General features: G+C 56.6%; 21 protein-coding genes. 8 read left to right on the top strand and 13 right to left on the bottom strand.

Annotated features, from left to right (window positions below):
- Positions 1–89: 89 nt before the first annotated feature.
- The 12 genes from PG722_RS09275 to csaB all read right to left on the bottom strand — a co-directional run bounded on the left by PG722_RS09275 (position 90) and on the right by csaB (position 13,048).
- Complete coding sequence (locus tag PG722_RS09275) at positions 90–614, bottom strand: hypothetical protein (RefSeq protein WP_110435875.1); 525 nt, start codon at positions 612–614, stop codon at positions 90–92.
- A gap of 76 nt (positions 615–690) precedes the next feature.
- A complete protein-coding gene (gene purD / locus PG722_RS09270; protein WP_270580358.1) occupies positions 691–1,941 on the bottom strand; it encodes a phosphoribosylamine--glycine ligase in 1,251 nt (416 codons plus the stop codon).
- On the bottom strand, positions 1,942–2,475 hold the full coding sequence (locus PG722_RS09265) for a hypothetical protein (RefSeq protein WP_227600738.1): 534 nt from the start codon (positions 2,473–2,475) through the stop codon (positions 1,942–1,944).
- Positions 2,475–3,650, bottom strand: coding sequence for a phosphoribosylaminoimidazolecarboxamide formyltransferase (locus tag PG722_RS09260; RefSeq protein WP_110435878.1), 1,176 nt, complete (start codon positions 3,648–3,650; stop codon positions 2,475–2,477). The genes PG722_RS09265 and PG722_RS09260 overlap by 1 nt, the downstream gene beginning before the upstream one ends.
- Before the next feature lie 30 nt (positions 3,651–3,680).
- On the bottom strand, positions 3,681–4,394 hold the full coding sequence (locus PG722_RS09255; RefSeq protein ID WP_117492078.1) for an IMP cyclohydrolase: 714 nt from the start codon (positions 4,392–4,394) through the stop codon (positions 3,681–3,683).
- Between the two features lie 17 nt (positions 4,395–4,411).
- On the bottom strand, positions 4,412–5,035 hold the full coding sequence (purN, locus tag PG722_RS09250) for a phosphoribosylglycinamide formyltransferase (RefSeq protein WP_270580357.1): 624 nt from the start codon (positions 5,033–5,035) through the stop codon (positions 4,412–4,414).
- Positions 5,036–5,185: 150 nt separating this feature from the next.
- Positions 5,186–6,226, bottom strand: coding sequence for a phosphoribosylformylglycinamidine cyclo-ligase (purM, locus tag PG722_RS09245; protein WP_117752103.1), 1,041 nt, complete (start codon positions 6,224–6,226; stop codon positions 5,186–5,188).
- Positions 6,227–6,387: 161 nt separating this feature from the next.
- Complete coding sequence (gene purF / locus PG722_RS09240) at positions 6,388–7,860, bottom strand: amidophosphoribosyltransferase (protein WP_270580356.1); 1,473 nt, start codon at positions 7,858–7,860, stop codon at positions 6,388–6,390.
- 42 nt (positions 7,861–7,902) lie between these two features.
- Complete coding sequence (purC, locus tag PG722_RS09235; RefSeq protein ID WP_110435883.1) at positions 7,903–8,613, bottom strand: phosphoribosylaminoimidazolesuccinocarboxamide synthase; 711 nt, start codon at positions 8,611–8,613, stop codon at positions 7,903–7,905.
- A gap of 131 nt (positions 8,614–8,744) precedes the next feature.
- Positions 8,745–9,236, bottom strand: coding sequence for a 5-(carboxyamino)imidazole ribonucleotide mutase (gene purE / locus PG722_RS09230; RefSeq protein ID WP_270580355.1), 492 nt, complete (start codon positions 9,234–9,236; stop codon positions 8,745–8,747).
- A gap of 277 nt (positions 9,237–9,513) precedes the next feature.
- Complete coding sequence (locus tag PG722_RS09225; RefSeq protein ID WP_270418126.1) at positions 9,514–10,701, bottom strand: glycosyltransferase; 1,188 nt, start codon at positions 10,699–10,701, stop codon at positions 9,514–9,516.
- Between the two features lie 124 nt (positions 10,702–10,825).
- Complete coding sequence (gene csaB / locus PG722_RS09220; protein WP_243022914.1) at positions 10,826–13,048, bottom strand: polysaccharide pyruvyl transferase CsaB; 2,223 nt, start codon at positions 13,046–13,048, stop codon at positions 10,826–10,828.
- Positions 13,049–13,232: 184 nt separating this feature from the next.
- Here csaB and PG722_RS09215 point away from each other — a divergent pair, with 184 nt between their 5' ends.
- From PG722_RS09215 to PG722_RS09195, 5 genes are all read left to right on the top strand, one after another.
- Positions 13,233–14,678 (top strand): lipopolysaccharide biosynthesis protein, encoded by a 1,446-nt coding sequence (locus tag PG722_RS09215; protein WP_270580353.1) that lies wholly within the window; start codon positions 13,233–13,235, stop codon positions 14,676–14,678.
- A 108-nt stretch (positions 14,679–14,786) separates the two neighbouring features.
- Positions 14,787–16,112: an aspartate--tRNA(Asn) ligase gene (gene aspS / locus PG722_RS09210; protein ID WP_118761497.1), complete on the top strand. Its 1,326-nt coding sequence runs from the start codon at positions 14,787–14,789 to the stop codon at positions 16,110–16,112.
- Positions 16,113–16,594: 482 nt separating this feature from the next.
- Positions 16,595–17,386 (top strand): HAD-IIA family hydrolase, encoded by a 792-nt coding sequence (locus PG722_RS09205; RefSeq protein WP_270580351.1) that lies wholly within the window; start codon positions 16,595–16,597, stop codon positions 17,384–17,386.
- Between the two features lie 145 nt (positions 17,387–17,531).
- Positions 17,532–18,209 carry a response regulator transcription factor gene (locus PG722_RS09200; RefSeq protein ID WP_270580350.1) on the top strand — a complete coding sequence of 226 codons (678 nt, stop codon included), beginning with the start codon at positions 17,532–17,534 and terminating at the stop codon, positions 18,207–18,209.
- The gene (locus tag PG722_RS09195; protein ID WP_270580349.1) at positions 18,206–19,966 is read left to right on the top strand and encodes a sensor histidine kinase; all 1,761 of its coding nucleotides are present in this window, start codon (positions 18,206–18,208) and stop codon (positions 19,964–19,966) included. The genes PG722_RS09200 and PG722_RS09195 overlap by 4 nt, the downstream gene beginning before the upstream one ends.
- Before the next feature lie 57 nt (positions 19,967–20,023).
- Here the strand turns inward: PG722_RS09195 and rny are convergent, their stop codons facing one another.
- Entirely contained in the window at positions 20,024–21,568 is a 1,545-nt protein-coding gene (gene rny, locus PG722_RS09190; protein ID WP_117752096.1) for a ribonuclease Y, read from the bottom strand.
- A gap of 506 nt (positions 21,569–22,074) precedes the next feature.
- On the opposite strand from rny, the gene pgeF reads away from it, so the two are divergent.
- The 3 genes from pgeF to PG722_RS09175 are packed head-to-tail and all read left to right on the top strand — an operon-like array spanning position 22,075 to position 25,689.
- Positions 22,075–22,875 (top strand): peptidoglycan editing factor PgeF, encoded by an 801-nt coding sequence (gene pgeF / locus PG722_RS09185; RefSeq protein ID WP_270580348.1) that lies wholly within the window; start codon positions 22,075–22,077, stop codon positions 22,873–22,875.
- Between the two features lie 18 nt (positions 22,876–22,893).
- The gene (locus tag PG722_RS09180; protein WP_270580347.1) at positions 22,894–24,762 is read left to right on the top strand and encodes an ABC transporter substrate-binding protein; all 1,869 of its coding nucleotides are present in this window, start codon (positions 22,894–22,896) and stop codon (positions 24,760–24,762) included.
- Between the two features lie 30 nt (positions 24,763–24,792).
- A complete protein-coding gene (locus tag PG722_RS09175) occupies positions 24,793–25,689 on the top strand; it encodes a DMT family transporter (protein ID WP_270580346.1) in 897 nt (298 codons plus the stop codon).
- The last annotated feature ends 102 nt before the right edge of the window (positions 25,690–25,791 follow it).

Below are 25,791 nucleotides of genomic sequence, written 5' to 3'. Positions count from 1 at the left end.
CTTAACGGTCACACCGTTCTCTGCCATAACCGCAGGACTTATAGTTCCTTACGACGGTTAAGCCTTACTCTGCAGTGTTTTTATGCTTTTCAGCCGAGCTTCGGGAACAAGTCCTGCTCGATAACAGCGTCGAGCGTCATGCCTGCATAGGCAATCTGCGCCAGACCGTCGATGAAGCGGGAGACTGCCGCAATCAGCACGGAAATGTTATCCGCCACAAACGGAATGATTTTCTCGAGTTCGAGAGAGCCGTCCACCAGTGTGTTGTGCTTGAGGTAAATCTGACCGGCCTCCTCAAAGAAGCCGAACGAGCCGAGCGCACAGAAGTTGTTGCAGTAATCGCACGCATGACGAAGCTGCACCTTGTTGTTTTCCGGGGCACCCTGAAACAGCGTAACGAAGAACTGCAGCAGACCCATGTCCTCTGCGGGCAGCTGCATCGGGATGAAGCAGGCTTCAATCACAACGTCCTTGGCAACCTTGCCCTGACGCATTGCCTCGCAGCGCAGAATGGTCGGTGCGCCGTCCTTCTGCATGATTTCCGCACGGAAGCCGTTCTGGTTGAGAACATCGTTCATGCAGCCTAAAATCTGATTTTGCTGTTCGATTTTCATTCTTTTTTCCTTTCTTCCATTCACGCAGAATGTAGGGCGGGCTGAGGTCAGCCCGCCCTACAATAAACGTAAAATATTACTTTACGCCGATATCGGTGCGATAATGCGCCTTATCGAAGTGAATCTTCTTGACATCGGCATACGCCTTGAGGATCGCTTCGTCGAGCGTGGGGGCAACTGCCGTTACGCCGAGCACGCGGCCGCCGCTCGTGACCAGCTTGCCATCCTTGACAGCGGTGCCTGCGTGGAATACGAACGAATCCGTCACATCGTCCAGACCGGTGATCTCCTTGCCCTTTTCGTAGGACTTCGGGTAGCCGCCGGACGCCATGCAGACACAGCAGGCGGCGTTATCCGCCCACTTGATGTCAATGTCCTCGAGCTTTTCGTCGATAACGGCATTGAAGATGTCGAACAGGTCGGTGTCCAGTCGGGACAGGACAGCCTGCGTCTCCGGGTCGCCGAAGCGGGCGTTGTACTCGATAACGCGCGGGCCCTTCGGGGTCAGCATCAGGCCGAAATACAGCACGCCCTTGAACAGACGGCCTTCCTTCTCCATGGCCGCGACGGTCGGCTTGAAGATGGTCTCCATGCACTCGGCGGCAATGTCGTCGGTATAGAAGCGGGACGGCGAGAATGCGCCCATACCGCCGGTGTTCGGGCCTTCGTCATGGTCGTAGGCACGCTTGTGATCCTGTGCGGACGGCATGGTCTTGAGGTGCTTGCCGTCTACGAAGGCGAGCACGGAAACCTCCGGACCGGTCAGAAACTCCTCGATAACGACACGCGCACCGGCACCGCCGAATGCGCCGCCGTCGATCGCGTCCTTGACTGCCTCGATGGCTTCTTCCTCGGTCATAGCAACGGTAACGCCCTTGCCGAGTGCAAGACCGTCCGCCTTGACAACAATCGGCGCACCGTTCTTCTTGATGTACTCGATCGCGTCTGCGGAGTTCTCAAAAACAGCGTAGCCCGCGGTCGGGATGTTGTATTTCTGCATTAAATCCTTCGCAAAGGACTTGCTGCCCTCGATGATGGCAGCGTTCTTGCGCGGACCGAAGGCACGGATGCCTTCGGCCTCGAGTGCGTCTACCATGCCGAGTGCAAGCGGGTCGTCCGGTGCTACCATAACGAGGTCCGGCTTGTGCTCCTTGGCGAAAGCAACCATGCCGTCAATGTCGGTTGCCTTGATGGCAACACACTCTGCCTCAGCGGCAATGCCGCCGTTGCCCGGCGCACACCAGATGTGGTCAACCTTGGGGCTCTTCTTCAATGTATGGACGATGGCGTGCTCACGGCCGCCGCCGCCGATAACCAAAACTCTCATTTATTGTTCCTCCGTTTGTAGGTATATGCGCTGTGCGCGGAACATTTCTACAATAAGTGCAACATAGCCGATGGAGATGAGGCTGTTCGCCAGCGTCCACACGGTGTTAAACAGATAGTCGTTCAGCCAGCCGGGTGCGCTCACGAGCACGAGGATGCAGCCCGCGCTCCAGACCACCAGCAAAACCCATTCGGGCAGCGTGCTGTGCTCGATCTTGTGCATCTGGTCTTTGACACCCATCAGCAGCATGCAGCCGGTGAGCAGCAACGGCACGAGCGCCGCATACTGCAGCACAATCCGCAGCAGACAGGGCGGGATGACTGCCGGACCGAGGATGAGCTTGAACGCCATCGTCACGTCCGCGGCAATGCTCGCGCGCATATACCAGCGGGACGCATTCTGCACGGACAGCGCACCGGCAGACACCAGCGCGAACGCCAGTATCTGCAGTGCCCAGTTGTGCTGCGCGGCCAGACTGAGCAGCAGTCCGCCGGATACGGCTAAGTAGGCATAATAGCCTTTCAGCAGTTTCATTAGTGATGGAACAGACGCATGCCGGTGAACGCCATCGTGATGCCGTACTTGTTCGCGGTCTCGATTACGTTGTCGTCACGGATGGAGCCGCCCGGCTGTACAATGTACTCCACGCCGGACTTGCGTGCGCGCTCTACATTGTCGCCGAACGGGAAGAATGCGTCCGAACCAACGGTTACGCCGGTGTTCTTTGCAATCCACGCCTTCTTTTCCTCAGCGGTGAGCACTTCCGGCTTTACCTTGAAGGTCTTCTGCCATACGCCTTCAGCCAGTACGTCCTCGTACTCGTCCGAGGTGTAAACGTCGATCGCGTTGTCGCGATCCGGGCGGCGGATGCCGTCAACAAACTGCAGACCGAGAACCTTCGGATGCTGACGAACGAACCAGTTGTCGGCCTTGTTGCCCGCGAGGCGCGTGCAGTGGATGCGGCTCTGCTGACCTGCGCCGACACCGATGGTCATGCCGTCCTTGACGTAGCAGACCGAGTTGGACTGGGTGTACTTCAGGGTGATGAGTGCAAGGATCATGTCGTGCTTTGCGCTCTCCGGCAGATTCTTGTTCTCGGTAACGATGTTGGTGAGCAGGCTCTCGTTGATCTCGTAGTTGTTGTAACCCTGCTCGAAGCGGATGCCGAAAATGTCGCGCTGCTCGATCGGCTTCGGCTCATAGTTTGGGTCGATCTTGACAACGTTGTAGCCGCCCTTGCGCTTGGTCTTGAGGATCTCGAGCGCCTCAGCGGTGAAGTCCGGCGCGATGATGCCGTCGGAAACCTCGTGTGCGAGGTAGGAAGCGGTGTCTGCGTCGCAGGTGTCGGACAGAGCCGCCCAGTCGCCGTAGGAGCACAGACGGTCCGCGCCGCGTGCACGGATGTACGCACATGCGATGGGAGACAGCTCCTTGTCGGTGTCAACAAAGTACATCTGCTTCTCAATATCGGTCAGCGGCTTGCCAAGAGCGGCACCGGCCGGAGAAACGTGCTTGAAGGACGCAGCTGCGGGCAGGCCGGTCGCCTTTTTCAGCGCACGGACGAGCTGCCACGAGTTGAATGCGTCACAGAAGTTGATATAACCCGGCTTGCCGTTGAGTACCTCGATCGGAAGCTCGCCCTCGGTCATAAAAATGCGGGCCGGCTTCTGGTTGGGGTTGCAGCCGTACTTTAAGGCTAATTCTTTCATAAATAGTCCTTTCTGCTCATCAGGTCGCAGTTATTCTGCGTTCTTGTTGCGGATTTCCTGCTCAACTTCGCCGGTCTCGAGATCGACGTAGCGCACGAACAGCGAAACCTTGTTCTGCTCGTTCAGGCTGTTCCAGAGCAGGTTGGTGAACTCGTGGATGGGCAGCTCGATGCGGATGCACTTCGGCTCGCCGCGGAACGGCGGCAGCGGATCGCCGTCGCACTGATAGGTATGGATGAAGTGGCCCAGACCGGCAACCGGCTTATCGTACTCATAGAAGAAACGCTTGTTGGCGGTGCGGTCCGAGGTGAAGTTCTTGAGGATGGACAGGCTGTAGGAGCCGTCCGGGTTGACAACGCCCGAAATGCGGGAGGTGTAGTTGGGGGCGTCCGGCTCAAACTGGCGGGTGCGGAGCGCCTCAAAGTAGCTCTTGCCCTGCTTGAGATAGTCCACGATGGTATCAGTCTGGTCGCCGTTGGTAACGACCAGGGTGCCGTTGTACAGGCGCACCGGATGATAGATGATCAGCGAGGGATCGACCATCTTGGACGGGTCAAATGCCTCCGTGCGGATACCGTCCTCGGTTTCGGTGAACACGCGGTTGCGGCTGTTCTCCGAGCGGCCCATGATGAAGTAGGCGATAACATTCTTTTTATTATCCGGGGTGCGGCCGAGAATGATGCCGCGGCCGGGATATGCGTTGCTCATCAGCTCCTGGCTGATGTCAAAAACATTCTTGCTCATAATGCTGTCACTCCTGTTCAGTTTTTATGGACGATAGCGCCGTCCACGCGCAGTCTGCCTGCGCAGAAGTCGGATACTGCCTGCGGCAGAAGAATCCACTCCGCGTTCTGCATGACGCGTTTCTGCAAGGTCTCCGGCGTGTCGCTATCTTCCACTTCAACGGCCTTCTGCGCGATGATTGCGCCGCCGTCTACCACTTCGGATACAAAATGCACGGTCGCACCGGTAACCTTTACCCCTTTTGCCAGCGCGGCTTCATGCACGCGCAGACCGTAGAAGCCCTCTCCGCAGAAGGAGGGGATGAGCGAGGGATGTACGTTGATAATGCGGTTTTCGAAATGGCGGCAGAAGCTGTCCGGCAGGACGGTCATGAAGCCTGCGAGCACGATCAGACCGATGTCTGCGTTCTCCAGCAGAGCGGTAAGCGCCTTGCCGTACTCTTCCGCGTCGGAAAAGTCCCTGCGGCGCAGCACCTCGGAGGGAATAGCCGCTTTTGCGGCACGCTCGAGTGCATACGCCTTCGGGTTGGACGAAACCACGAGCGAAATCTGTCCGTTTTCGATCTTGCCCGCCTGCTGTGCGTCAATGAGCGCCTGCAGGTTCGTGCCGCCGCCCGAAACCAAAACTGCAATTTTTGTCATTTATTTTTCTCCAAAAAACAAATGAAATGGAGAATTGCGGATTCGTGCAGAGCGCGATTATTCAACACATCGCTTTGCACTGAACCACGCAGCGCGGACGAAACCCGCGCAAGGATAGCGCCAATTCTCAATTCTCCATTTTCAATTTACTTAAACGAGTTCTACGCCCTTTTCGGCGCCGTTTACGCACTCGCCGATAACATAAGCCTGCTCGCCTGCAGCGGAAATTGCTGCAACCGCGCGGGAAGCGTCCTCAGCGGCAACGGCCAGAACCAGACCGGCGCCCATGTTGAAGGTGTTGTACATGTCGCGCTCCGGAATCTTGCCGGTCTTTGCGATCAGGTCGAATACCGGCGGAACCGGCATAGCAGCCTTCTCGATCTTGGCAACGATGCCTGCCGGCAGCATGCGCGGTACATTCTCATAGAAGCCGCCGCCGGTGATGTGGCTGATGCCCTTAACCTCAACCTTGCCCATCAGGGACTGGATCGCCTTAACGTAGATCTTGGTCGGGGTCAGCAGCTCTTCACCGAGGGTCTTGCCGAACTCGTCGATGTAGCGGCGAACCGACTTCTCGTTGATGCCGAGTGTCTTGCGAACCAGAGAATAGCCGTTGGAGTGTACGCCGGAGGACGCTACACCGATCAGCGCGTCGCCGGCCTTGATGCCGGTGCCGTCGATCATCTTTTCCTTATCGACCATGCCGACAGAGAAGCCGGCCATATCGTACTCGTTTTCCGGATAGAAGCCCGGCATTTCAGCGGTTTCGCCGCCGATCAGTGCGCAGCCTGCCTGACGGCAGCCCTCTGCGATACCGGAAACCATCTGTGCGATCTTCTCCGGGTGGTTCTTGCCGACTGCAACATAGTCGAGGAAGAACAGCGGCTGTGCACCGCAGCAGGCGATATCGTTTACGCACATGGCAACGCAGTCGATGCCAACGGTGTCATGCTTGTCCATCAGGAACGCCAGCTTGAGCTTGGTGCCGACGCCATCCGTACCGGAAACGAGGATCGGATCCTTCATGCCATTGAACTCCGGACGGAACAGGCCGCCAAAGCCGCCGAGCGTACCCATAACGCCCTTGGTAAAGGTGCTTTCTACCATCGGCTTCATCAGCTTGACCGCTTCATAGCCTGCGGTAACGTCAACGCCGGCAGCCTTGTAGCTTTCAGAACGGCTTACACTCATGTTTTACATCTCACTTTCATTTATCGTATGAACGGGAAAAATGGAAAATTGAGAATTGAAAATGGAAAATTGCGGATTCGCGCAATGCGCGATTATTTTATGCGGCGCGGTGCGCCGTACCGCAATTCTCCATTCTCCATTTTCCATTCTCAATTCAAAAGTTAGTCTTTGTTAGCGGGGAGCGGAATCTCGATCTCGAACATGTTCTTATCCACCTGCTCGGGTACCGGAATCGGGTACTCTCCGGAGAAGCATGCATCGCAGAAGCCCAGCTTGCAGCCGATTGCGATCTTGCGGCAGGCCTCGAGCGACAGGAAACCGAGCGAATCCACGCCGATGATCTCGCGCATTTCCTCAACCGTGCGGTTGTGGGCGAGAAGCTGGTTGCGCTCCGGAATATCCGTGCCGAAGAAGCAGGGATGACGGAACGGTGGCGCCGAAATTCTCATGTGAACCTCAGCCGCGCCTGCATCGCGCAGCAGCTTTACCAGACGGCCGCAGGTCGTACCGCGGACGATGGAGTCATCGACCATGATCACGCGCTTGCCCTCAATGGCGGTGCGCAGGGCATTCAGCTTGAGACGCACCGAGCGCTCGCGCTTGTCCTGACCCGGCTGGATAAAGGTGCGGGCGATATAGCGGTTCTTGATGAGACCCACGCCGTACGGAATGCCGGAGAACTTTGCGTAGCCGATCGCTGCCGGAATACCGGAATCCGGTACGCCGATAACCACGTCAGCGCCGACCGGATGCTCGATGGACAGATACTTGCCGGCCTCCTGACGGGCCAGCTCAACCGATGCACCGTCGATGATGGAGTCCGGACGGGCAAAGTAAATGTACTCGAATACGCACGCGGAGGACTTGCACTCGATGCCGCAGTGCATGGAGCGCAGCTCACCGTTTTCGACAACGCAGACTTCACCGGGTTCTACATCGCGGATGAACTTTGCGCCGAGCGCGTCCAGAGCGCAGGTCTCGGAAGCGAAAATGTAGCAGTCGTTGTCCAGCAGGCCGATACACAGCGGACGGAAGCCGTGCGGGTCGCGTGCCGCGATCAGCTTGCGCGGAGACATAACGACCAGAGAGTAGGCACCCTCAATGCGGTGCATGGTGTTCATAACGGCTTCTTCGATAGAGCCGCACTTGAGGCGTTCCTTAACAATGGTGTATACCAGAACCTCGGTGTCGTTCGAGGAGCGGAAAATGCCGCCGTCCAGCTCGATCTCGCGGCGCAGCTCGCCTGCGTTTACGAGGTTGCCGTTGTGTGCAACCGCGAGATTGCCCTTTACATGGGTGATGGAGATCGGCTGCGCGTTCTCGCGGCGGGTATCGCCGGTGGTGGAGTAGCGCACATGACCGATGGCCATCGAGCCGGGCATGTTGTCCAGGATGTCCTGATTGAACACGGCGCTGACCAGACCGGTGTCCTTATGGCAGTGGATCACGCCGTTTTTGTTTACGGCGATACCGGCAGCCTCCTGACCGCGGTGCTGGAGAGCAAACAGTGCGGTATACGCGTCGTGCGCGGCGGAAATCTCCTTGCCTTCCGGCGCTGCGATACCGAATACACCGCACTCCTCATGCACCTTGTCAAACGGAGTGCTGCTTTTTCTTAAAATACGATATTTCATTCTTCAGCCTTTTCTTGTCCGAATCTTGCCTTGCGGATGGGCTTACTTGCCCATAACGCGCTTCATGATCTCCTGATATGCCTCCTCGACACCGCCCATGTCACGACGGAAGCGGTCCTTATCCAGCTTCTCCTTGGTGGTCTTGTCCCACAGGCGGCAGGTATCCGGAGAGATTTCGTCTGCGAGAACGATCTTGCCGTCCGCAGTCTTGCCGAACTCGAGCTTAAAATCAACGAGGATGACGTTCAGGGTATCGAAGTACTGCTTCATAACCTCGTTTACCTTGAAGGCCATTGCCTTGATGGTCTCGATCTCCTCACGGGTAGCAGCCTTCAGTGCGATCGCGTGGTAAGCGTTCATGAGCGGGTCGCCAAGCTCATCGTTTTTGTAGGAGAACTCGATGGTCGGCTCGTCGAATACGATGCCCTCTTCCACGCCGAAACGCTTCGCAAAGGAACCGGCGGAAATGTTGCGGATGATGACCTCCAGCGGTACAATGGAGACCTTCTTTACCAGGGTCTCACGCTCGGAGAGCTGCTCAACAAAGTGGGTCGGCACGCCCTGCTGCTCGAGCAGCTGGAACATGTGATTGCTCATTACGTTGTTGATAACGCCCTTGCCGGTGATGGTGCCCTTCTTCTCACCGTTGAATGCGGTTGCATCGTCCTTGTAGTCAACGATTACGAGATTTGCATCGTCGGTAGCGAATACCTTCTTAGCCTTGCCTTCGTACAACTGTTCTTTCTTTTCCATGTCCAATTCCTCCATTTGTATAAGTAGTGTTAATTTGAAACAATGTTGTTTGCAGGTTGTACATCGAAGCTGCCAATGGGAGCGGCCCCAATGCCTTTACCTTGCGGGGATGCGGTATTGCTCTATATAGATTACGCGAACTGAGCGCGAACCTTTTCGTCCTTTGCGGTAACTTCCGCTGCCATATCGGCCTTGAACTGTGCAAGTTTTGCTGCCAGCGCGTCATCCGACAGGGCGATCATCTGTGCTGCGAGGATAGCGGCGTTGTCTGCGCCGTCGATCGCAACGGTTGCCACCGGAATACCCTTGGGCATCTGCACGATGGAGAGCAGGCTGTCCATGCCGCCCATCACGCTGGTGGCCATCGGCACGCCGATTACCGGAAGCGTGGTGTAAGCCGCCAGTACACCGCCGAGATGTGCGGCCTTGCCTGCTGCCGCGATGATAACGCCGAAACCTTCGGCTACCGCGTTCTTCGCCAGCTGCTCGGCAGCGGCCGGGGTGCGGTGCGCGGAGCAGATGCGGACCTCAGTCGGAATATCGAACGATTTCAGACGGTCAACACACTTTTCCATTACCTTGAGATCACTGTCGGATCCCATGACAACGAGAACTTTTTTCATTTGTTATTCCTCCTACAAAAACAAATGAGGGCACGGGTATACCCGTGCCCTATAATCGCTCATTTATGTGCACCGATGCCCGAGAGAATGCACGAATGCCCGAGAACGAAAAACTGTTCAGCTGCAGTCTGGTTCAAAAATACGCTGCCGGTCATGTGTACACCTCTTTCTTAAAACCAACGGTGACGATACATATTTATTTTAGCTAATTTAACTTGTTAATGCAAGTATTTTACCCGCTTTTTTCGGGATTCGTGTAAATGCCCAAAGATAAATTTTACTCCTCTGCACTTTCGTGCAGAACGCCCTTTTTATAAAGCACCTCTTCCATCTGGTGCACGCGCTCGGTCCACGAGCACTGCGCGCCGTAGGCAAGGCGTTTTTCCGTCCATGCCGGACGTTTTTCCTTGGCAGCGGCATCGCACAGCGGCAGGAACATCTCGGGATTGCGGGCAATGTAGACCACATCCTTGAAATCCTCGACCTGCAGCGGCTCGCGCGTGGAAACGATCGGCTTGCCGGTTGCCAGATATTCGTAGAACTTGAGCGGCGAAACGTCCTTGGAGAGCGCACCGGCACGGAATACGTTCAGGCAGACGTCCATCTGCGCCAGATATGCGGGCAGCTCGGGCTGCGGCACCAGACCGTGGAATACAATGTTCGGGTACTGCTTGAGGTTGGTCAGGTCAACACCCGGCAGCGTGCGTCCGATAAGGAAAATCGTCGCGTTCGGACGGCTCTTCGCCAGCTTTTCGATCAGTGCATAGTCGATGCACTCCTGCAGCATGCCGACAAAGCCGTAGATCGGATGCGGCAGATCCTTCATGTCCTCCGGGCAGGGAAGGGTGTCCTTCTCGGTCTGTACGCGCGAGAAAATCTCGTAAGCCGCGCCGTTCGGGATCATCTGGGTGGTCGGGTTGACCTTTTCCAGTGTCTCTGCCAGACCGACCGCAGTTGCGAATACCTGATCGGCAGGTTTGGCCAGATCGCATTCCATCTTGTCCACAACCTTGGGATTGATGTGGCCCTTGTATGCGGAATGACGGTCTACACAGTCGTATACCAGCTTGGCGTGCGGCAGGTGCTCCACAATGTCGCACGAGGACGGCGAGTAGCACCACAGCACGGTCTCGTCGCCGAAGCCGTGCTCGCGCATCTTTTCGCGGATGAACGCCGCCTGCCGTTTCTGGTTGATTTTGTTGATCCAGCGGAACTTGTTGAAAAACGGCAGTACCGGCGGCAGTGCGTAAACGGTGATGTTTTCATGTCCCTCGACCTTTTCGCCGGGCTGCTTGTACTTTTCGATATATGCGGAGGCTTTTTTGTCCTTGAGCGGTGCGATCATGGACACCGGAGGATCAAAATACAGGATTTCGCTGTTGCGCAGACGGCTCATCACGTTCTGCTTGCGCGTCGGCAGAGGATGGTAGTTCGTTGTCGAAAGACAGACGATGTGGTTCTTCATATCTATATAACCCCTTTAGTGGATTGTTTTATCATATATCGTAGGGCGGGCTGACCTCAGCCCGCTGTGGTTAGCGGTATGCAGATGGTAAAGACGGCGGGGTGAGGGCACCCCGCCCTACGGTTTAGTTTTCGGAAATGTTCAGCAGCTTTGCTGCACCCTTCACATTCTCGGACTCTCTTTCTCTCAGCATTTCCGCTGTGCGGTGCACCTCGTTATCGAGCGCACCGGAGACGCACTCGTCGATGAGGCGGCACAGCGGCTCCGCCTTGACGGACGAAAGCTGCAGGCAGGTGCGGCTGCCGATATATTTCAGGAAGCCGTCCACCTTGATGTCGTAGCTCATGCCGACGACCGGAACGCCCTGACCGGCGGAGAACATCAGCGAATGCAGTCGGATGCCGACCACGGTTTTCATGCGGGAGAGGATGCCGATGGTGACTTCGATGGGCTGTCGGGTACGCACGGCGTGCCACGGGCAGTGCAGCAGCGCGCCGACGCGTTCTGCGGGCATGAGGTCGCTCGGGAACTCGATGGGTACGAAAACAGGCGTCAGGCCGTGCTTTTCGTAGGCATAGTTGGCTGCAGCTGCGATTTCGGGCAGAGCCGTGTCCAGACCCTTCCAGTTGCGCAGACCGAAGCCGATATACTTTCCGTTCGGGTCAATGCCGCTCTGCTCGAGGGCGATATTGACGATTTCACGCGGCGCCGGCGTCAGAATGATGGTCGGGTCGGCGGAAACACGGATATCCGGCCGGGTAACGCCCATTTCGGCAAGCAGTGCGCGGGAATTGTCGTCGCGCAGCGTGATGCGGTCAACCGATGCGTCAATGGTCCTGGCGGCCATCCGGCGGTTGCCCGGACGGTTGATCGGACCGATGCCGCAGCCGTACATCATTACCTTGCAGCCGCGCTTTTTGGCGGCGTACAGCGTGTAGCAGTAGTACCAGATCGAGCGGGTGGACGTAACATCCTGCATGAGTGAGCCGCCGCCGTTGATATACAGCGCGGCATGACGGAACTTGCGCAGGACGGAGAACACATTAAAGGTATAGATGGCGTTCGTGCGGTAGATCAGGCGCGTTTCCTTCGGTCTGCGCGACATAACGCAGATGGTGCGTTCGGGATCGAGCTGGCGCATCTCCTGCACAATGGCCTCGAGGATGGCATCGTCACCGGCGTTGCCGCGTCCGTACGCGCCGCAGATGACAATGCTCTCACGCTCGTTTTTCGGACGATGGAACCGTGCCAGCAGGTGACGGTAGTTTTCCATCTGACGTTCGCACATTTTGTCGCGCGAGAAATCGCGGGAGGCTTTTTCGTACAGCGCATCCGCGAATTTCTGCCGCAGTTCGGCATCGTTGCCCAGACGGACCAGATATTCCGCCAGCCGCTTATCGTCCCCGACCGGGAAGATATAGCCGTTTTCGCCGGTGTCGATGAGCTCGGGCATGCCGCCGACATCCGAGCAGATGGTCGCGCAGCCGGCGCAAACGCCCTCGAGAATGGAGTACGGGAAGGTTTCGGACACCGAGGACAGCAGGTTGATGTCCATCGCACGGAAGAACGGCATGACCGGCGATACCCAGCCGCAGAATGTTACGCGCTCGCGCACGCCGAGCTGGTCGCACAGCTTTTTGAGCATATCCTCGTCCTCGCCGTCACCGGCGATGAACAGGCGCAGCTGCGGCGCAGATTTCAGCGCCTCGGCAAAGCCGCGGATGGTGGTTGCAATATCCTTGACGGCAGTCAGACGCGCGGCAATGCCGCACAGCACGTCGCCGTCCTCGATCTCGGCTCCGTAGGTGTCCCGCAGATAGGCAACACGGTCAAATTCGCCCTTCGGACGGTCAAAATCCATGCCGTTGTAGATTTTTACAATGCGCTCCGGGTCAAAACCGCGCTCGATGAGTGTGCGTGCCATACGGTCCGCGACCGGCTGATAGAAGTCGAGAAAGCGCAGGGCAATGGCATTCGCCGTGCCGAGTGTGTACTGCTTGAGCGGACTGCCGAGGTAGTCCAGCCGATAATCCGAGTGCACGGTCGTGACGATCGGCACCTGACGGCTGCGGCGCACCATGGCTCCCATCAGGTTGGCACGGCCGCCGTGGCAGTGAATAATGTCGGGCTTGAACGCATCTACCAGGTCGCGCATGGTTCGTGCCGCACGGAACGGATTGTGTCGCTCGATCACGCGCACATCAATGCCGCGTTCGCGCGCTTCATCCGCAAACGGACCTGCGCGGAACGAGATGAGCATCACATCGTTATTGCGGCTCAGTCCGGTCACGGTATTCATAATCTGGGTCTTGGCGCCGCCTACATCGCCGCCGCCCATTACATGCATGATTCGCAAAGTCAAATACCTCCACTTGACAAGTATAATCAGTATACCATGAAAACAGGGGGATTGCAAAACTCGGACGCGGTAAATGTCGTCTTTTTCGGCAGTATTTTGGCAAACGAAGTTTGTTTTTTTGCTCAGAACATGGTATACTGATTTTATCTGACGGAAAGTGAGGGTTTTTCTTTTGTCCTCTAAAAATACCATGACGCGCGATGCCATGCTGTTCCTGCCGGCCAAGGTGGTCGAGGGACTGCTCGTCATCGGGTGCTCCTCGCTGTATTCTCACATCTTTGTGGAGGGTGCGGTCAGCGCGTTCAACCTGACCAACACTACGATACAGCTGCTCTACCTCATCCTCGCGGGCTGGATGGCGAACTCCGCCACCCGTTATGTAGGTGAGGAGTACCGCGCCGATGAAGGACGCGGCCTGTTCTCCACGGTTTCTACCATCTATGTGGGATTGTGCGTGCTTGTTGCCATCGGCTGCTGCATTACGGCGGCTGTGACGCAAAGTCCGGTTTATCTGGGCGGCGCGCTGATGTTCTGCACCTACACGGCGTTTCAGGTGCTCAATGCGGCGCTGATTCAGCTCGGCCGCGTCAAAGCGTCCATCCTGTGGTCGCTGACCTCGGCGGTGCTCAAACTCGCGGTTGCATTCGCGCTTGTCGGCGGCAAGTCGAATTATCCGTCGCCGTTTCCGGCTATCTTTGCCAACACTATTGCGGATGGCGTTGCGACCATCGGTGCGGTGTTTGCGCTCAGCCTGCCGGTTGTTGTGCGGCTGAAGTATTTCTCCAAGCCGCTGCTAAACAGGTTCCTCAAATACGGCGTACCGCTGATGGGCGTTTCCATCTCGGTGGCGCTGCTCAACCAGATCGACAAATACCTCGTTGTCGGCTTTTACGGCAACATTCTGTACGCATACTACTCGAATAACAACTCGATCGCGAGTGGTCTGTTCACGATGATCTCGGTCGGTATTATGCGCGGCGTGTATCCTGCCGTGCTGCGCGGCTGGCGTGAGGGCGGCAAAGCCGCAGCAAAGCCGCTGCTCGATCAGGGCGTGCGGCTGTATCTGCTGATCGCCGTGCCTGCGGTTGCAGGTCTGACGGCGGTCGCGCTGCCGCTCAGCCGGTTCCTGTTCCCCGCGAAGTACGCCGCCGGTGCGCCGGTCATCGCGTATACCGCGCTTGCCATGCTGTTCATGGGCCTGACCGAGTACGCCAACAAGGCGTATGAGCTGGAGCAGTCCACCGTACACGTTCTGCAGAACAGTGCGATTGCAGCGGTTATCAAGGTGGTTTCGAGTATCATTCTGCTTAAAACCCTCGGATTTACGGGCGGTGCGCTCGGTTCGGTGGTCGCATTTGCGTCCTATTTTATCATTACCTGCGTGCGCGTGCGCAGCCGGTTTCTGTTCCGCGTGGCACCGGTCAGTCTGGTGCGCATCATCGTTTCGGCGCTGCTGTGCGGTGCGGCGGCCTTTGCATGCACGCTGCTGCCGGTCGGCAATCTCATTCGCCTTGGCGCGGCTGCCGTGGTCGGTGCGGGCGTTTATGCCGTGTGCATTATCGTCAGCGGTGAGGGCCGCGAGGAAGTACAGGCGGTGCTCCGCCGGCTGAAACGATAAGAAAAATTGTCGAAACAGCGTGGATTTCACTGGTAAAACCTTGTCACGGCATTAAATCCATGCTACAATAACTCTATCTGAAAATTGTAAACAGAGAGGCGTAATATTATGGAAATGATTCATGAAGCGGGTCAGTACGTTGACACCGTAAAGCGCGTCTGCGAAGCAGTCGGCAGCGAGGTCACGTTCCGCGGCACGGTTCACCGTGTACGCGATATGTCTGACTTTTCTTTTGTTGTAATGCGCGTTGAGCGCGGTCTGATCCAGTGCACCTTCCAGGGTGACGAGATCGGCGGCATCAAGCGTTCGGACATCAAGGATGCAATGGTACTTGAGGTTACCGGTACCGTTCGTGAGGAGCCGCGTGCAGAGCATGGCGTTGAGGTCGTTCTGAGCGCACTGTCCATCCTCGGCAAGCCGTACGACCAGCTGCCGGTACCGCTCGGCAAGAAGTATATGGGCCTGTCCCTCGATGTTGATCTGCCGCTGCGTCCGATCACGCTGCGTCATCCGCGCAAGCAGGCGATCTTCCGCGTACAGGGCGCGATCGCTGACGGCTTTGCACAGTACATGCAGTCGCAGGGCTTTACCCACATCCACACCCCGAAGATCGTAGTTGCAGGCGCTGAGGGCGGCGCAAACCTGTTCAAGCTGGATTACTTCGGCACCCCGGCTTATCTGGCACAGTCCCCGCAGTTCCACAAGCAGTACCTCGCCGGTGCATTCGGCCGTGTATACGAGATCGGCTCGGTTTACCGTGCAGAGCGTCACAACACCTCTCGTCACCTGAACGAGTACATGGGTCTGGACTTCGAGATGGCCTACATTGATTCCATGTACGATGTAATGGCAATGGAGACCGGCATGCTGAAGTCCGTTATGGCTTACGTTAAGGAGCACTGCGCCGAGGAACTCGCCATGCTGAACGCCGAGGTTCCGGAGATCAAGGAAATCCCGACCATCCGCTTCCACGAGGCGAAGCAGATCATGGAGGAGAAGTACGGCCACAAGTCCAAGAACCGTTACGACCTCAACCCGGACGAAGAAGTGCTGCTGTGCCAGTGGGCAAAGGAGGAGCACGACTCTGATTTCGTATTCGTAACCCACTTCCCGTCCGCAAAGCGTCCGTTCTACGCGAAGGATGATCCGGAGGACCCGAAGCTGGCGCTGTCGTTCGACCTGCTGTTCCGCGGTCTGGAGATCACCACCGGCGGTCAGCGTATCCACGATTATCAGGAGCAGATGGACAAGCTGGAGGCCCGCAAGATGAACGCCGAGCTGTTTGAGTCCTTCACCATGCTGCACAAGTACGGTATGCCGCCGCACGGCGGTCTGGGCATTGGTCTGGAGCGCCTGACCATGCAGTTGCTGGGGCTGAATAACATCCGCGAGGCTTCTATGTTCCCGCGTGATATGAACCGCCTCGAGCCGTAAGGCTCTCGGCTTCGTTCCAAAGGGCTGTGCTCTTTGGAACGAGGGACGGTGTCGCCGTGCGTGCCCGCTTTGCGGGCAGGGCGGGAACACCTATTGCACGAAAATACCCCGAAAACTTTCCGGTTTTCGGGGTGTTTTCGTGTTTGTTAAAAATGACCCGGCGGAGTCGGGCCATTTTTGTCGCGCCGGAGACACTCCATTCCACGCGCTGTGCGGTCTGATGGTGAAACGGGTGCTGAAATCTCGCGCGGCGGGACACGGCGGCAGAGCCGCCTGTGTCCTTTGGTATGCGCCCGGAGAAGAAAATCTTCACTCTCCACTCCTCGCTCTCCGCTCTCTTTTCAGCTCTTTACGAGGATTTAACATTTTTTCCTCGGTTGGCTCTTGACGTTGGCTGAAATTTTACGCATAATAAGAATGGACAAAAGATTTCCGGCTATGCTGTTTCAGCATGGGTCGCCTACCGAAAGGAGATCAGCATAATGAACGAAGAATTAGAGCTGCTTCGAGAGAAGAAAGGCTTCATCTGCGATATGGACGGTGTTATCTATCACGGCAACCGTCTGCTGCCCGGTGTAACCGAATTTGTGGACTGGTTACAGCGCGAGAACAAGAGCTTCCTCTTTCTGACCAACTCCTCCGAGCGTTCGCCGCTCGAGCTGCAGCAGAAGCTGGCCCGCATGGGTCTGGAGATCGGTGAGGAGCATTTCTACACCTCTGCTCTGGCTACGGCAAAGTTCATCGCCAGCCAGAAGCCGCACGCATCTGCGTATGTGATCGGCGCGCCCGGTCTGGTCGGTGCGCTGTACGAGGCGGGCATCGTGATGAACGACGTGGACCCGGATTACGTTATCGCGGGCGAGACCAACACCTACAACTATCAGACCATTCTCAAGGCCGTTGATCTTATCAATAAGGGCGCGCGCCTGATTGCCACCAACTCCGACCTGACCGGCCCGTCCGAGCAGGGCATTATTCCGGCATGCCGCGCACTGGTTTCTCCGATTGAGCTGGCCACCGGCAAGACCGCGTACTATGTTGGCAAGCCGAACCCGCTAATGATGCGTACTGGTCTGCGCCTGCTTGGTGTGCACTCGCACGAGGCGGCTATGATCGGCGACCGTATGGATACCGACATTGTTGCCGGTATTGAAACCGGTCTGGACACCGTTCTGGTGCTCTCCGGCTGCACTACCCGTCAGGATGTGGAAAATTACGCGTACCGTCCGCACTTTATTCTGGATGGTGTCGGCTGTATCCCGCCGCAGGCGTAAAGAAACCGTCTAAATCGAACTACACAAAAGCCTTTCCGAAAAAATTTCGGAAAGGCTTTTTCATTGGATAAAGAATGGACAATTCTATGCTATACTAAATACAGGAAAAGGATAGACCGATGACAGATAGAGAGGGGGCATTCCCATGGCAGGACACATTCTTTTGGCAGAGGACGACAAGGCGTTATCCGCACTGATGCAGGATTTCTTTCGGGCGGCGGGCGTGGCGGTGACACCGGCGTATGACGGCGAACAGGCGCTCGTGCTGGCACAGGCGCAGCCGTTCGACCTGCTGGTGCTGGATGTGATGATGCCGCACTTAAACGGTCTCGAGGTCTGCGAAGCGGTGCGGCAGGAGAGCGACGTTCCGGTCATTTTCGTCACGGCACTTGGGCAGGAGGGTGACACGCTGGCAGGATTCCGCGCGGGCGCGGACGATTATATCACCAAGCCGTTTTCGTTTCCGGTGCTGGTGGCAAAGGCGCAGGCGCTCATGCGGCGGGCCCGCGGGCTGCGGCTGGGCGCGAGCGAGCTCGGCTACGCGAATATCCTGATGGATACGGCCTCGGGCACGGTAACGGTGGACGGAAACCCAATAAATCTGCGACCCAAGGAGGCGAAGATACTCGAGCTGCTGCTGCGCGAACAGGGACGCACGGTGTCGCGCGACCTGCTCATCGAACGGGTATGGGGCACGGATTTCGACGGGGACGAGCGCATGATCGACCGGCACATTGCCAGTCTGCGTAAAGCGCTTGGAACAGCCTCGCAGCATATCCGTGCGGTGTACGGCAAGGGCTACCGATTGGGGGGATCGACATGACAAAGCGGATTCGTAAAATCGGCATCGCGGCAAGGCTGACCGCGGTTGTGGCAGTGATTCTGGCGGTGTTTGTGGTGCCGTGGGTGTGGCGAGTGGCAGAGCTTGCACAGGATGAAGCCAAAGATTTAGCTTGGGCCAGAATGCAGGCGAGTACGGAATTGCTAATGCGTGACTTTGAAATCCTGAAAGGTGATGCAGCGCACTACCCGGCAGAAGGCACAGCGGAATACGATCTGCTGCGCGCCAATCTGTGGAGAGATGGTATAGATACGCCCTATTATAATGTAGATACGCCCTATATCATACAGTATTATGATGAAAATCATAAGCGGGTTCTGATTAGATCGCCGCTGATGCTGTACTATTATGCGTCTTCGGCAATGTACTATGGTATTGATTTGAGCGGTTTCTCCGAGCAATCGCTGCGTGAAATGAACGAGGCATTCAATCACGATCACGACCTTGAGCCTATAATTACAGTCTATGGCCGACAAGTCAAGACAGATACACAATTTGTCTTTTTCCCGAATCGAATTCAGATTGCTTATGAGGAATGGACGGCGCAGATGCCGGTTGAGGAAACCAATCAGTTCTGCTCCTACGAAGACGATTACATACGGGGAAAATGGATATTTCGCACGGACGAAGTAATGGAAGGCTACTTTGATGCACTGCGCTATCTGGATACCGAACTGCGGGCGATAGACGGCGAAAACATACCGGACGAGGAGTGGGCGGAGGTACGGGCATCGCAACGATATGTCGGCACGTTTCAGGGGATGCCGTATGATGACGAGGTGCTTCTTGCTACGGCGGCGCTGGTCAATCGAGAAAACGCATACGGTACTTGTTTTCACCTTATGCTGCCTATCACGATTGCGCTGTACTTGATTTTCCTGTTCCTCTTTTATAAAATTGTGCGTCGAATGGTGTCCGACCCACTGGTTGATACGGCAAGAGAAGCCAATCGGGTATCCATTCTCGCATTCGACGAATTCAAACCTGACCTGAACCGCGGAGACGAAATCGGTGAACTCAACCGTGCGCTGAGCGAAATGGCGGCGACTCTGCACGCCCGCTGGGACAGCGAACGCGACCTCGAGGACAAACGCCAGCAGTTTGTCTCGGCGGCAAGCCACGACCTGAAAACGCCGCTTGCGCTCATCGGCGGGTACGCCGAGGCCATCGCGCAGGACATTTCGCCCGAGGAAAACGCGCGGTATCTCGCCGCTATCGAGCAGGAAACCGACCGTATGAACGGTCTGGTGCGCGAAATGCTGGATTACACCCGCCTGGATCGCACGGACGAGCTGAAAAACCGCAAAACGCTCAATCTGACCGCACTTGTGCGTGATATGCTGACCGAATACGCGCCATTGTTTGAGAAACGCCGCCTGACCGCCGATATTGCGGACGGCGTGCGTATCCGCGGCGATGAAACGCTGCTGCGGCGTGCCGTCGGCTGTCTGCTCGAGAATGCCGCCAAGTATTCGCCGGAAAACGGGCGCGTGTCCGTTCGGCTGACGAACAGCCGCAATCATCTGCTGACCGTCGAAAACGACTGCGAACCCATTCCGGAGACCGAGCTGCCGCGCCTGTTCGAGATGTTCTATCGCGGCGATAAGGCGCGCGACCGCGCAGGCGGACACGGACTGGGACTGGCCATTCTGCAGAAAATCCTTGCGCTGCACGGCCTGACCTGCAAAGCGGAAAATGTGAAGAACGGTGTGCGGTTCATCGTCTGCAATAAAGATTAAAAGCGGAAAAAGGGCGAAAAAATCCCCTGCAAGAGCGATACTTGCAGGGGATGCTTTTTACTTTGCGTAATCGATCGCACGCGTTTCGCGCACCATGTTGACCTTGATCTGACCGGGATAATCCAGCTCGTTCTCGATCTTCTTGGCGATTTCGCGGGCAAGAAGCACCATCTTGTCGTCCGAAACCTTCTCCGGGTTGACAATGATGCGGATCTCGCGGCCTGCCTGAATGGCAAACGAACCGGAAACGCCGGGCGTCTCATTGGCGATGCTCTCGAGCTTCTCCAGACGCTTGATATAGTTTTCCAGGTTCTCGCGGCGAGCGCCCGGACGTGCAGCGGAGATGGCATCGGCTGCCTGAACCAGACATGCAACGATGGTCTTAGCCTCCACATCGCCGTGGTGTGCCTCGATGGCGTGGATGATCGGCTGGGATTCCTTGTACTTCTTGGCAAGATCTACGCCGATCTGAACGTGGCTGCCCTCAACCTCGTGGTCGATGGCCTTGCCGATATCATGCAGCAGGCCTGCGCGGCGTGCCGGAACCGGATCGAGACCCAGTTCGCTGGCCATCATGCCGGCAATGTGAGCCACCTCGATGGAGTGCTGCAGGACGTTCTGACCGTAGCTGGTGCGGTAGCGCAGGCGGCCGAGGATCTTGACCAGCTCCGGATGAATGCCGTGGATGCCGGTCTCGAAGGTAGCACGCTCGCCTTCGCTCTTGATGATCTGCTCCACCTCGCGGCGAGCCTTGTCAACCATTTCTTCAATGCGGGCCGGATGGATACGACCGTCAACGATCAGCTTTTCGAGTGCCAGACGTGCGATTTCACGGCGAACCGGATCGAACGAGGACAGGGTGATCGCCTCGGGCGTATCGTCAATGATGAGGTCTACGCCGGTAAGGGTTTCCAGCGTACGGATGTTGCGGCCCTCTCGGCCGATAATGCGGCCCTTCATCTCGTCGTTCGGCAGCGGAACGACCGAAACGGTCGCCTCGGATACCTGATCGGCGGCACAGCGCTGAATTGCGGTCGAGATAATCTCGCGGGCGGTCTGCTCGCTCTCGTCCTTCAGGCGCTGATTGATCTCACGCAGCTTGACGGCTGCATCGTGGGTTGCTTCGTTTTCAATGGACTGGACGAGCATATCGCGTGCTTCGTCACGGGTCATGCTGGCAATCTGCTCCAGCTTTTCTACCTGCTCGAGCTTGATGCGCTCGAGTTCTTCCTTTTCCTTCTGGCTTGCGTCCAGCTGGCGGCTAAGGTCATCATTCTTGCGGTCGAGCATGTCGCTCTTCTTGTCCAGTGCTTCCTCGCGCTGAATCAGGCGGCGCTCAAGCTGCTGGGTCTCATTGCGGCGTTCCTTCAGCTCGCGGTCGGCTTCGACACGCTGCTTGTGGATTTCGTCCTTTGCCTCGAGTATGGATTCGCGTTTTTTGGTCTCGCCGGCCTTGATCGCTTCGTTGATGATGCGGGTGGCCTCGGTCTCGGCAGAGCCGATCTCTTTTTCCGCAACGCTCTTGCGATACAGGAATCCGATGATTACGCCTACTGCGAGACACACGATACCGGTGATGATCGGTATGATGATGTTGCTCATGTCTGTTGGTGTGTCCTCCTATTTACGAATTTTGGGAGACGGCACAAAACCAAGACAATACCGCAGATCTGCGGTGCTGTTTCTCAACAGAGCGACGGTTCGGCAGAAAACAGGCTGATTCCGCGGTGAAACACGCGCAGCACGCATGAGCACTGCACGAAGAATAAAGACGGAATACGCCGAAAAAGCGAAGCTTCGCTCGAAAAAATCAGAGTTTTGCGCTGTCAAAAGAAAAATGCGGTTCCGATAGAAATAAAGCTATCGGTTCAATCAGATAATGCCTTTGAAAAAAGCCGTGCTCACCATTGGCACCGGCTCTGTTACAGCAGGTATTATACTATGTTTAATTGTAAAGCCTATTCGTCAAACTGTCAAGAAAAAGACAAGCTGACATACGCGGTTTTTGGTGTTTTTTGAAAACGGCCGGTGTGCGCTCTTGTGAACGGCAGGGCGATTTGTTATAATAATTCTGTATTCCCTCATGGAAGAGACGAGGAGGAACGACTATGAACGAGTCTATGTGCCGCGTACAGCGCGGTTCTTTCGTATATTATACCTGCCGACGGATTCCGGTGCGGCATGCCTTCACCACCAAATTCGGCGGTGTGAGCACAGGCGCGTGCGAAAGCCTGAATTTAGGCTTCAACCGCGGCGACGAGTTGGAGAGTGTGCGCGAAAACTATCGCCTGCTGGGCGAGGCGCTCGGCGTGGATGAGACGCGCATGACGCTCACCAAGCAGATCCACGACACGCAGGTGTCGGTCGTGACCGAGGACAAGGTCGGCATGGGACTGCACCGCCCGATGGAGTGGCAGTCGGACGCGATCGTGACCGCGCTGCCGGATACGCCCATTATCGGATTTTACGCGGACTGTGTTGTCACCCTATTATATGATCCTGCGACGCACACCGCAGGCGTGTGTCATTCCGGCTGGCGCGGCATGGCGGCGGGCATTCTGCCGAAAACCGTTGATGTGATGGCGGAGCAGCTCGGCACAAAACGTGAAAGCCTGATCGCCGTGCTCGGTCCGTCCATCCGGCAGGAGTGCTTCGAGACTGATGCGGATGTGCCGGAAGCGATGGAAGAGCTGCTCGGTGCACAGGTGCATCCGTTCATCATGGAGAAAGGTCCGAAATTCCATGTGGACCTGCAGGGCATTGGCGTAAAGCTGCTGCAGGATGCCGGACTTTTGGCGGAAAACGTGATCGACAGCGGCATCTGCACCATGTGTCATTCGGATGAATTCTGGTCGCACCGCGTAACGCACGGCGTGCGCGGCGTGCAGGGCGGCATGATCTGTCTGTAAGCGAAAGGATCAAATGCAATGAAAAGTTGGAAAAAACGTGCGCTGGCGCTGACAATGGCAGCTTTGGTCGTGCTCAGCGGCTGCACGTTCCCGTTTGGAAAGGGAAACGACGGCGACGGCGCACCGGTAGACAACGTGGATGTGTCGGACGCGTATTTCGGTCTGGCGTGGTATCGCTCGGGCACAACGCTCAATCCGGTCATGGACGGCACCGAGGTCAACAGCATGCTGCGTGAGGCGCTTTACGAGGGACTTTTTGAGATAAAAAGCGATTTTACACTCGAAAACGAGCTGTGCGAGGACTATACGAGCGACGGAACCACGTTCAGCTTTACGATAAAAAAAGGCATCAAGTTCTGGTCGGGTGCGGAGCTGACGGCAAGTGATGTTGCCGAAAGTCTCAAGACTGTGCTGGAAAACGAAAGTTCGCCGTATCACAACCGACTGACCGAGGTTTCCTCGATCGAAGCGGTGACAAAGCGCATGGTTCGTATTACGCTTGCGTCGCCGAATGTCAACTTCCCGAAACTGCTGGATATTCCGATCTATCGGGCGGGTACGACTGACGAAGGAGAGTTCGCAGAGGGCACCGGACCGTACAAGCCGGTTCAGAACGGCGCCGCATGGACGCTGGAGGCCAACGAGAATTGGCACGGCGGCTTTCTCGGCACCATTCGGCACATTACGCTGGTCAAAATGACGCGCGCGGATGCAGCGGACACCAGCTTCCGCACCGGCGATGTATCCATCATGCGCAGCGCCCGTATTGCGCCGGACGACCAGAATATTGCGTTCACCGGCGAGGTCGATACCGTTCCGGTGAGCAGTGCTATGCTGCATTATATCGGTTTGAATTACAATAACAGCCAGTTCGCAAATGCAAAAGTGCGGCAGGCGCTTTCCATGGCGATCAGCCGTCAGGGATTGTGCGCAACCCAGCTGCAGGATTATGCCGATCCGGCGGTGCTGCCGATCAATCCGCAGCCGGCGGACACCGGCGTGTCGTACAGCCTGTCGGCGGATTTGATGACTGCGGCACAGCTGCTGCGCGAGGCGGCACAGGAGGGTGCGGCTTCGGCAGGCGGCAGCGACGGCAATACCGATTCTTCGGACGGAGATTCGGATTCTACGGACAATTCCGATGATGATTCGGACACTTCTTCGGACTCTTCCGAGGAGGACGGCTACTACGACGAGGACGGCGACTTTATCTATTATACGAGCGGCCGGGCAGGCGATACCGATTACAAGGTGGATTTTCTGACCGTGCGCACGTCGAAAAACCGAACTGATTCGACGGTTTCGGACGGGGAAGTTGTGCTTTTGGACAATGGGAATACGGATTCCGGCGATTCGACCAATTCTGCGGACAATTCCGGTTCGACCGATACTGCAGTAACCGATACGATAGTGACAGACGCGGCGACCGTGCAGCTTTCGTTCCGCCTGCTCGTCAACTCGGACAACGCGTTTAAGGTAGCGGCGGCAAAACAGGTCGCGGCATCGTGGAATTCGCTGAACGGCGTCAATGTCACGGTGGATGAGGAGCCGTATGATACCTATGTTTCCATGCTGCAGAGCGGCTCGTTCGACGCGTACTACGGCGAAACCCAGCTGACGCCGGACTTCGATCTGCGTCCGCTACTGTCTCCGCAGGGCGGACTGAACTATGGATCGTACTCGAGTGAGGACATGAGCAATGCCATCACGGCGTACCTCAGCGGCGAGAATACGGAGGGTCTGTACACGACATTTCTGAACGAAATGCCGCTCATTCCGCTGGCATTTGAGCGGCAGCAGGTTGTGCTCAGAAGCGGTCTGATCAATCATTTCAATCCGGCACCGTATAACGCATTCGCAGGACAGGAGAACTGGGTCAAGCCGTAACCGCCCGTTTTCACTGAAAAGGAGAATACCATGCAGGAAAATCACAGAATACAGGGGCATTTGTTCGGCGCGTTCAGCGTGCTTGTCTGGGGTACGACGTTTGTCTCAACGAAAGTACTGCTGCGCGCCTTCACGCCGCTGGAGATTATGGTGGCGCGGTTCACGCTCGGCTTTCTGGCACTGCTCATCGTGGGCAAGGGCCTCATGCGCCCGCAGAAACGGTGGCATGAGGGATTGTTTGCGCTGGCCGGTCTTTCGGGCGTTACGCTTTATTTTTTGATGGAAAATATCGCGCTGACGTACATCTCTGCGTCGCTGGTCGGCGTTATCGTAGCGGCAGCGCCGCTGTTTACCGCACTGATCGCAGCGGCCGTGCTGCACGAAAAACTCAGCAAATGGTTCTTTTTCGGCTTTGTTTGTGCGATGGCGGGTGTCGCGCTCGTGTCGCTCGCGGGCGTCAGTGAGCTGCATTTCAGCCCGATTGGCGCACTGCTCGGCGTAGGCGCGGCTCTGGTCTGGGGTGTGTACTCGGTGCTCGTGCGCCAGCTTGGTCACATGGGCTACCGTACCATTCCACTTACCTGCCGCATTTTTGGATACGGTTTGCTGTTTTTACTCGTTCCTGCGGTGATTGAAGGGTTTCCGTCCGGTTTGAGCGTGTGGACGCAGCCGGTTCATCTGGCAAATCTGCTATTTCTGGGCCTTTGTGCGTCTGCAACGTGCTTTGTGACGTGGAATCGCGCGGTTTTCCTGCTTGGTCCGGTGAAAACCAGCGTGTACATTTATGCAACGCCGGTTATTACAATAGTAAGCTCAGCGTTGATTCTGCACGAAACCATGACGCCGGTCATGTGGCTGGGCACGGTTTTGGCGCTCGGCGGTCTGATTTTGTCCGAACATCGGGAGAAAGAGAAAACGACGGCGTGAGCCGTCGTTTTTCGTTTGCAGCAAATTTTTTTGCAAAAAACGAAAAAAGTATTTGACAAATGCTCTGGGATTTGGTATTCTATTAAAGCTGTCTCTCAGAGA

The sequence above is a fragment of the Butyricicoccus sp. OF27-2pH9A genome (assembly GCF_027693185.1).
Classification (GTDB): domain Bacteria; phylum Bacillota; class Clostridia; order Oscillospirales; family Butyricicoccaceae; genus Agathobaculum; species Agathobaculum butyriciproducens.
This window is presented reverse-complemented; position numbering and strand designations above follow the sequence as displayed.

Bases quoted from the DNA above. Each gene is read 5' to 3' on its own strand.
- PG722_RS09275 (WP_110435875.1), bottom strand. From the start codon at position 614: ATGAAAATCGAACAGCAAAATCAGATTTTAGGCTGCATGAACGATGTT.
- purD (WP_270580358.1), bottom strand. From the start codon at position 1,941: ATGAGAGTTTTGGTTATCGGCGGCGGCGGCCGTGAGCACGCCATCGTC.
- PG722_RS09265 (WP_227600738.1), bottom strand. From the start codon at position 2,475: ATGAAACTGCTGAAAGGCTATTATGCCTACTTAGCCGTATCCGGCGGA.
- PG722_RS09260 (WP_110435878.1), bottom strand. From the start codon at position 3,650: ATGAAAGAATTAGCCTTAAAGTACGGCTGCAACCCCAACCAGAAGCCG.
- PG722_RS09255 (WP_117492078.1), bottom strand. From the start codon at position 4,394: ATGAGCAAGAATGTTTTTGACATCAGCCAGGAGCTGATGAGCAACGCA.
- purN (WP_270580357.1), bottom strand. From the start codon at position 5,035: ATGACAAAAATTGCAGTTTTGGTTTCGGGCGGCGGCACGAACCTGCAG.
- purM (WP_117752103.1), bottom strand. From the start codon at position 6,226: ATGAGTGTAAGCCGTTCTGAAAGCTACAAGGCTGCCGGCGTTGACGTT.
- purF (WP_270580356.1), bottom strand. From the start codon at position 7,860: ATGAAATATCGTATTTTAAGAAAAAGCAGCACTCCGTTTGACAAGGTG.
- purC (WP_110435883.1), bottom strand. From the start codon at position 8,613: ATGGAAAAGAAAGAACAGTTGTACGAAGGCAAGGCTAAGAAGGTATTC.
- purE (WP_270580355.1), bottom strand. From the start codon at position 9,236: ATGAAAAAAGTTCTCGTTGTCATGGGATCCGACAGTGATCTCAAGGTA.
- PG722_RS09225 (WP_270418126.1), bottom strand. From the start codon at position 10,701: ATGAAGAACCACATCGTCTGTCTTTCGACAACGAACTACCATCCTCTG.
- csaB (WP_243022914.1), bottom strand. From the start codon at position 13,048: ATGCATGTAATGGGCGGCGGCGATGTAGGCGGCGCCAAGACCCAGATT.
- aspS (WP_118761497.1), top strand. From the start codon at position 14,787: ATGGAAATGATTCATGAAGCGGGTCAGTACGTTGACACCGTAAAGCGC.
- PG722_RS09205 (WP_270580351.1), top strand. From the start codon at position 16,595: ATGAACGAAGAATTAGAGCTGCTTCGAGAGAAGAAAGGCTTCATCTGC.
- PG722_RS09200 (WP_270580350.1), top strand. From the start codon at position 17,532: ATGGCAGGACACATTCTTTTGGCAGAGGACGACAAGGCGTTATCCGCA.
- PG722_RS09195 (WP_270580349.1), top strand. From the start codon at position 18,206: ATGACAAAGCGGATTCGTAAAATCGGCATCGCGGCAAGGCTGACCGCG.
- rny (WP_117752096.1), bottom strand. From the start codon at position 21,568: ATGAGCAACATCATCATACCGATCATCACCGGTATCGTGTGTCTCGCA.
- pgeF (WP_270580348.1), top strand. From the start codon at position 22,075: ATGAACGAGTCTATGTGCCGCGTACAGCGCGGTTCTTTCGTATATTAT.
- PG722_RS09180 (WP_270580347.1), top strand. From the start codon at position 22,894: ATGAAAAGTTGGAAAAAACGTGCGCTGGCGCTGACAATGGCAGCTTTG.
- PG722_RS09175 (WP_270580346.1), top strand. From the start codon at position 24,793: ATGCAGGAAAATCACAGAATACAGGGGCATTTGTTCGGCGCGTTCAGC.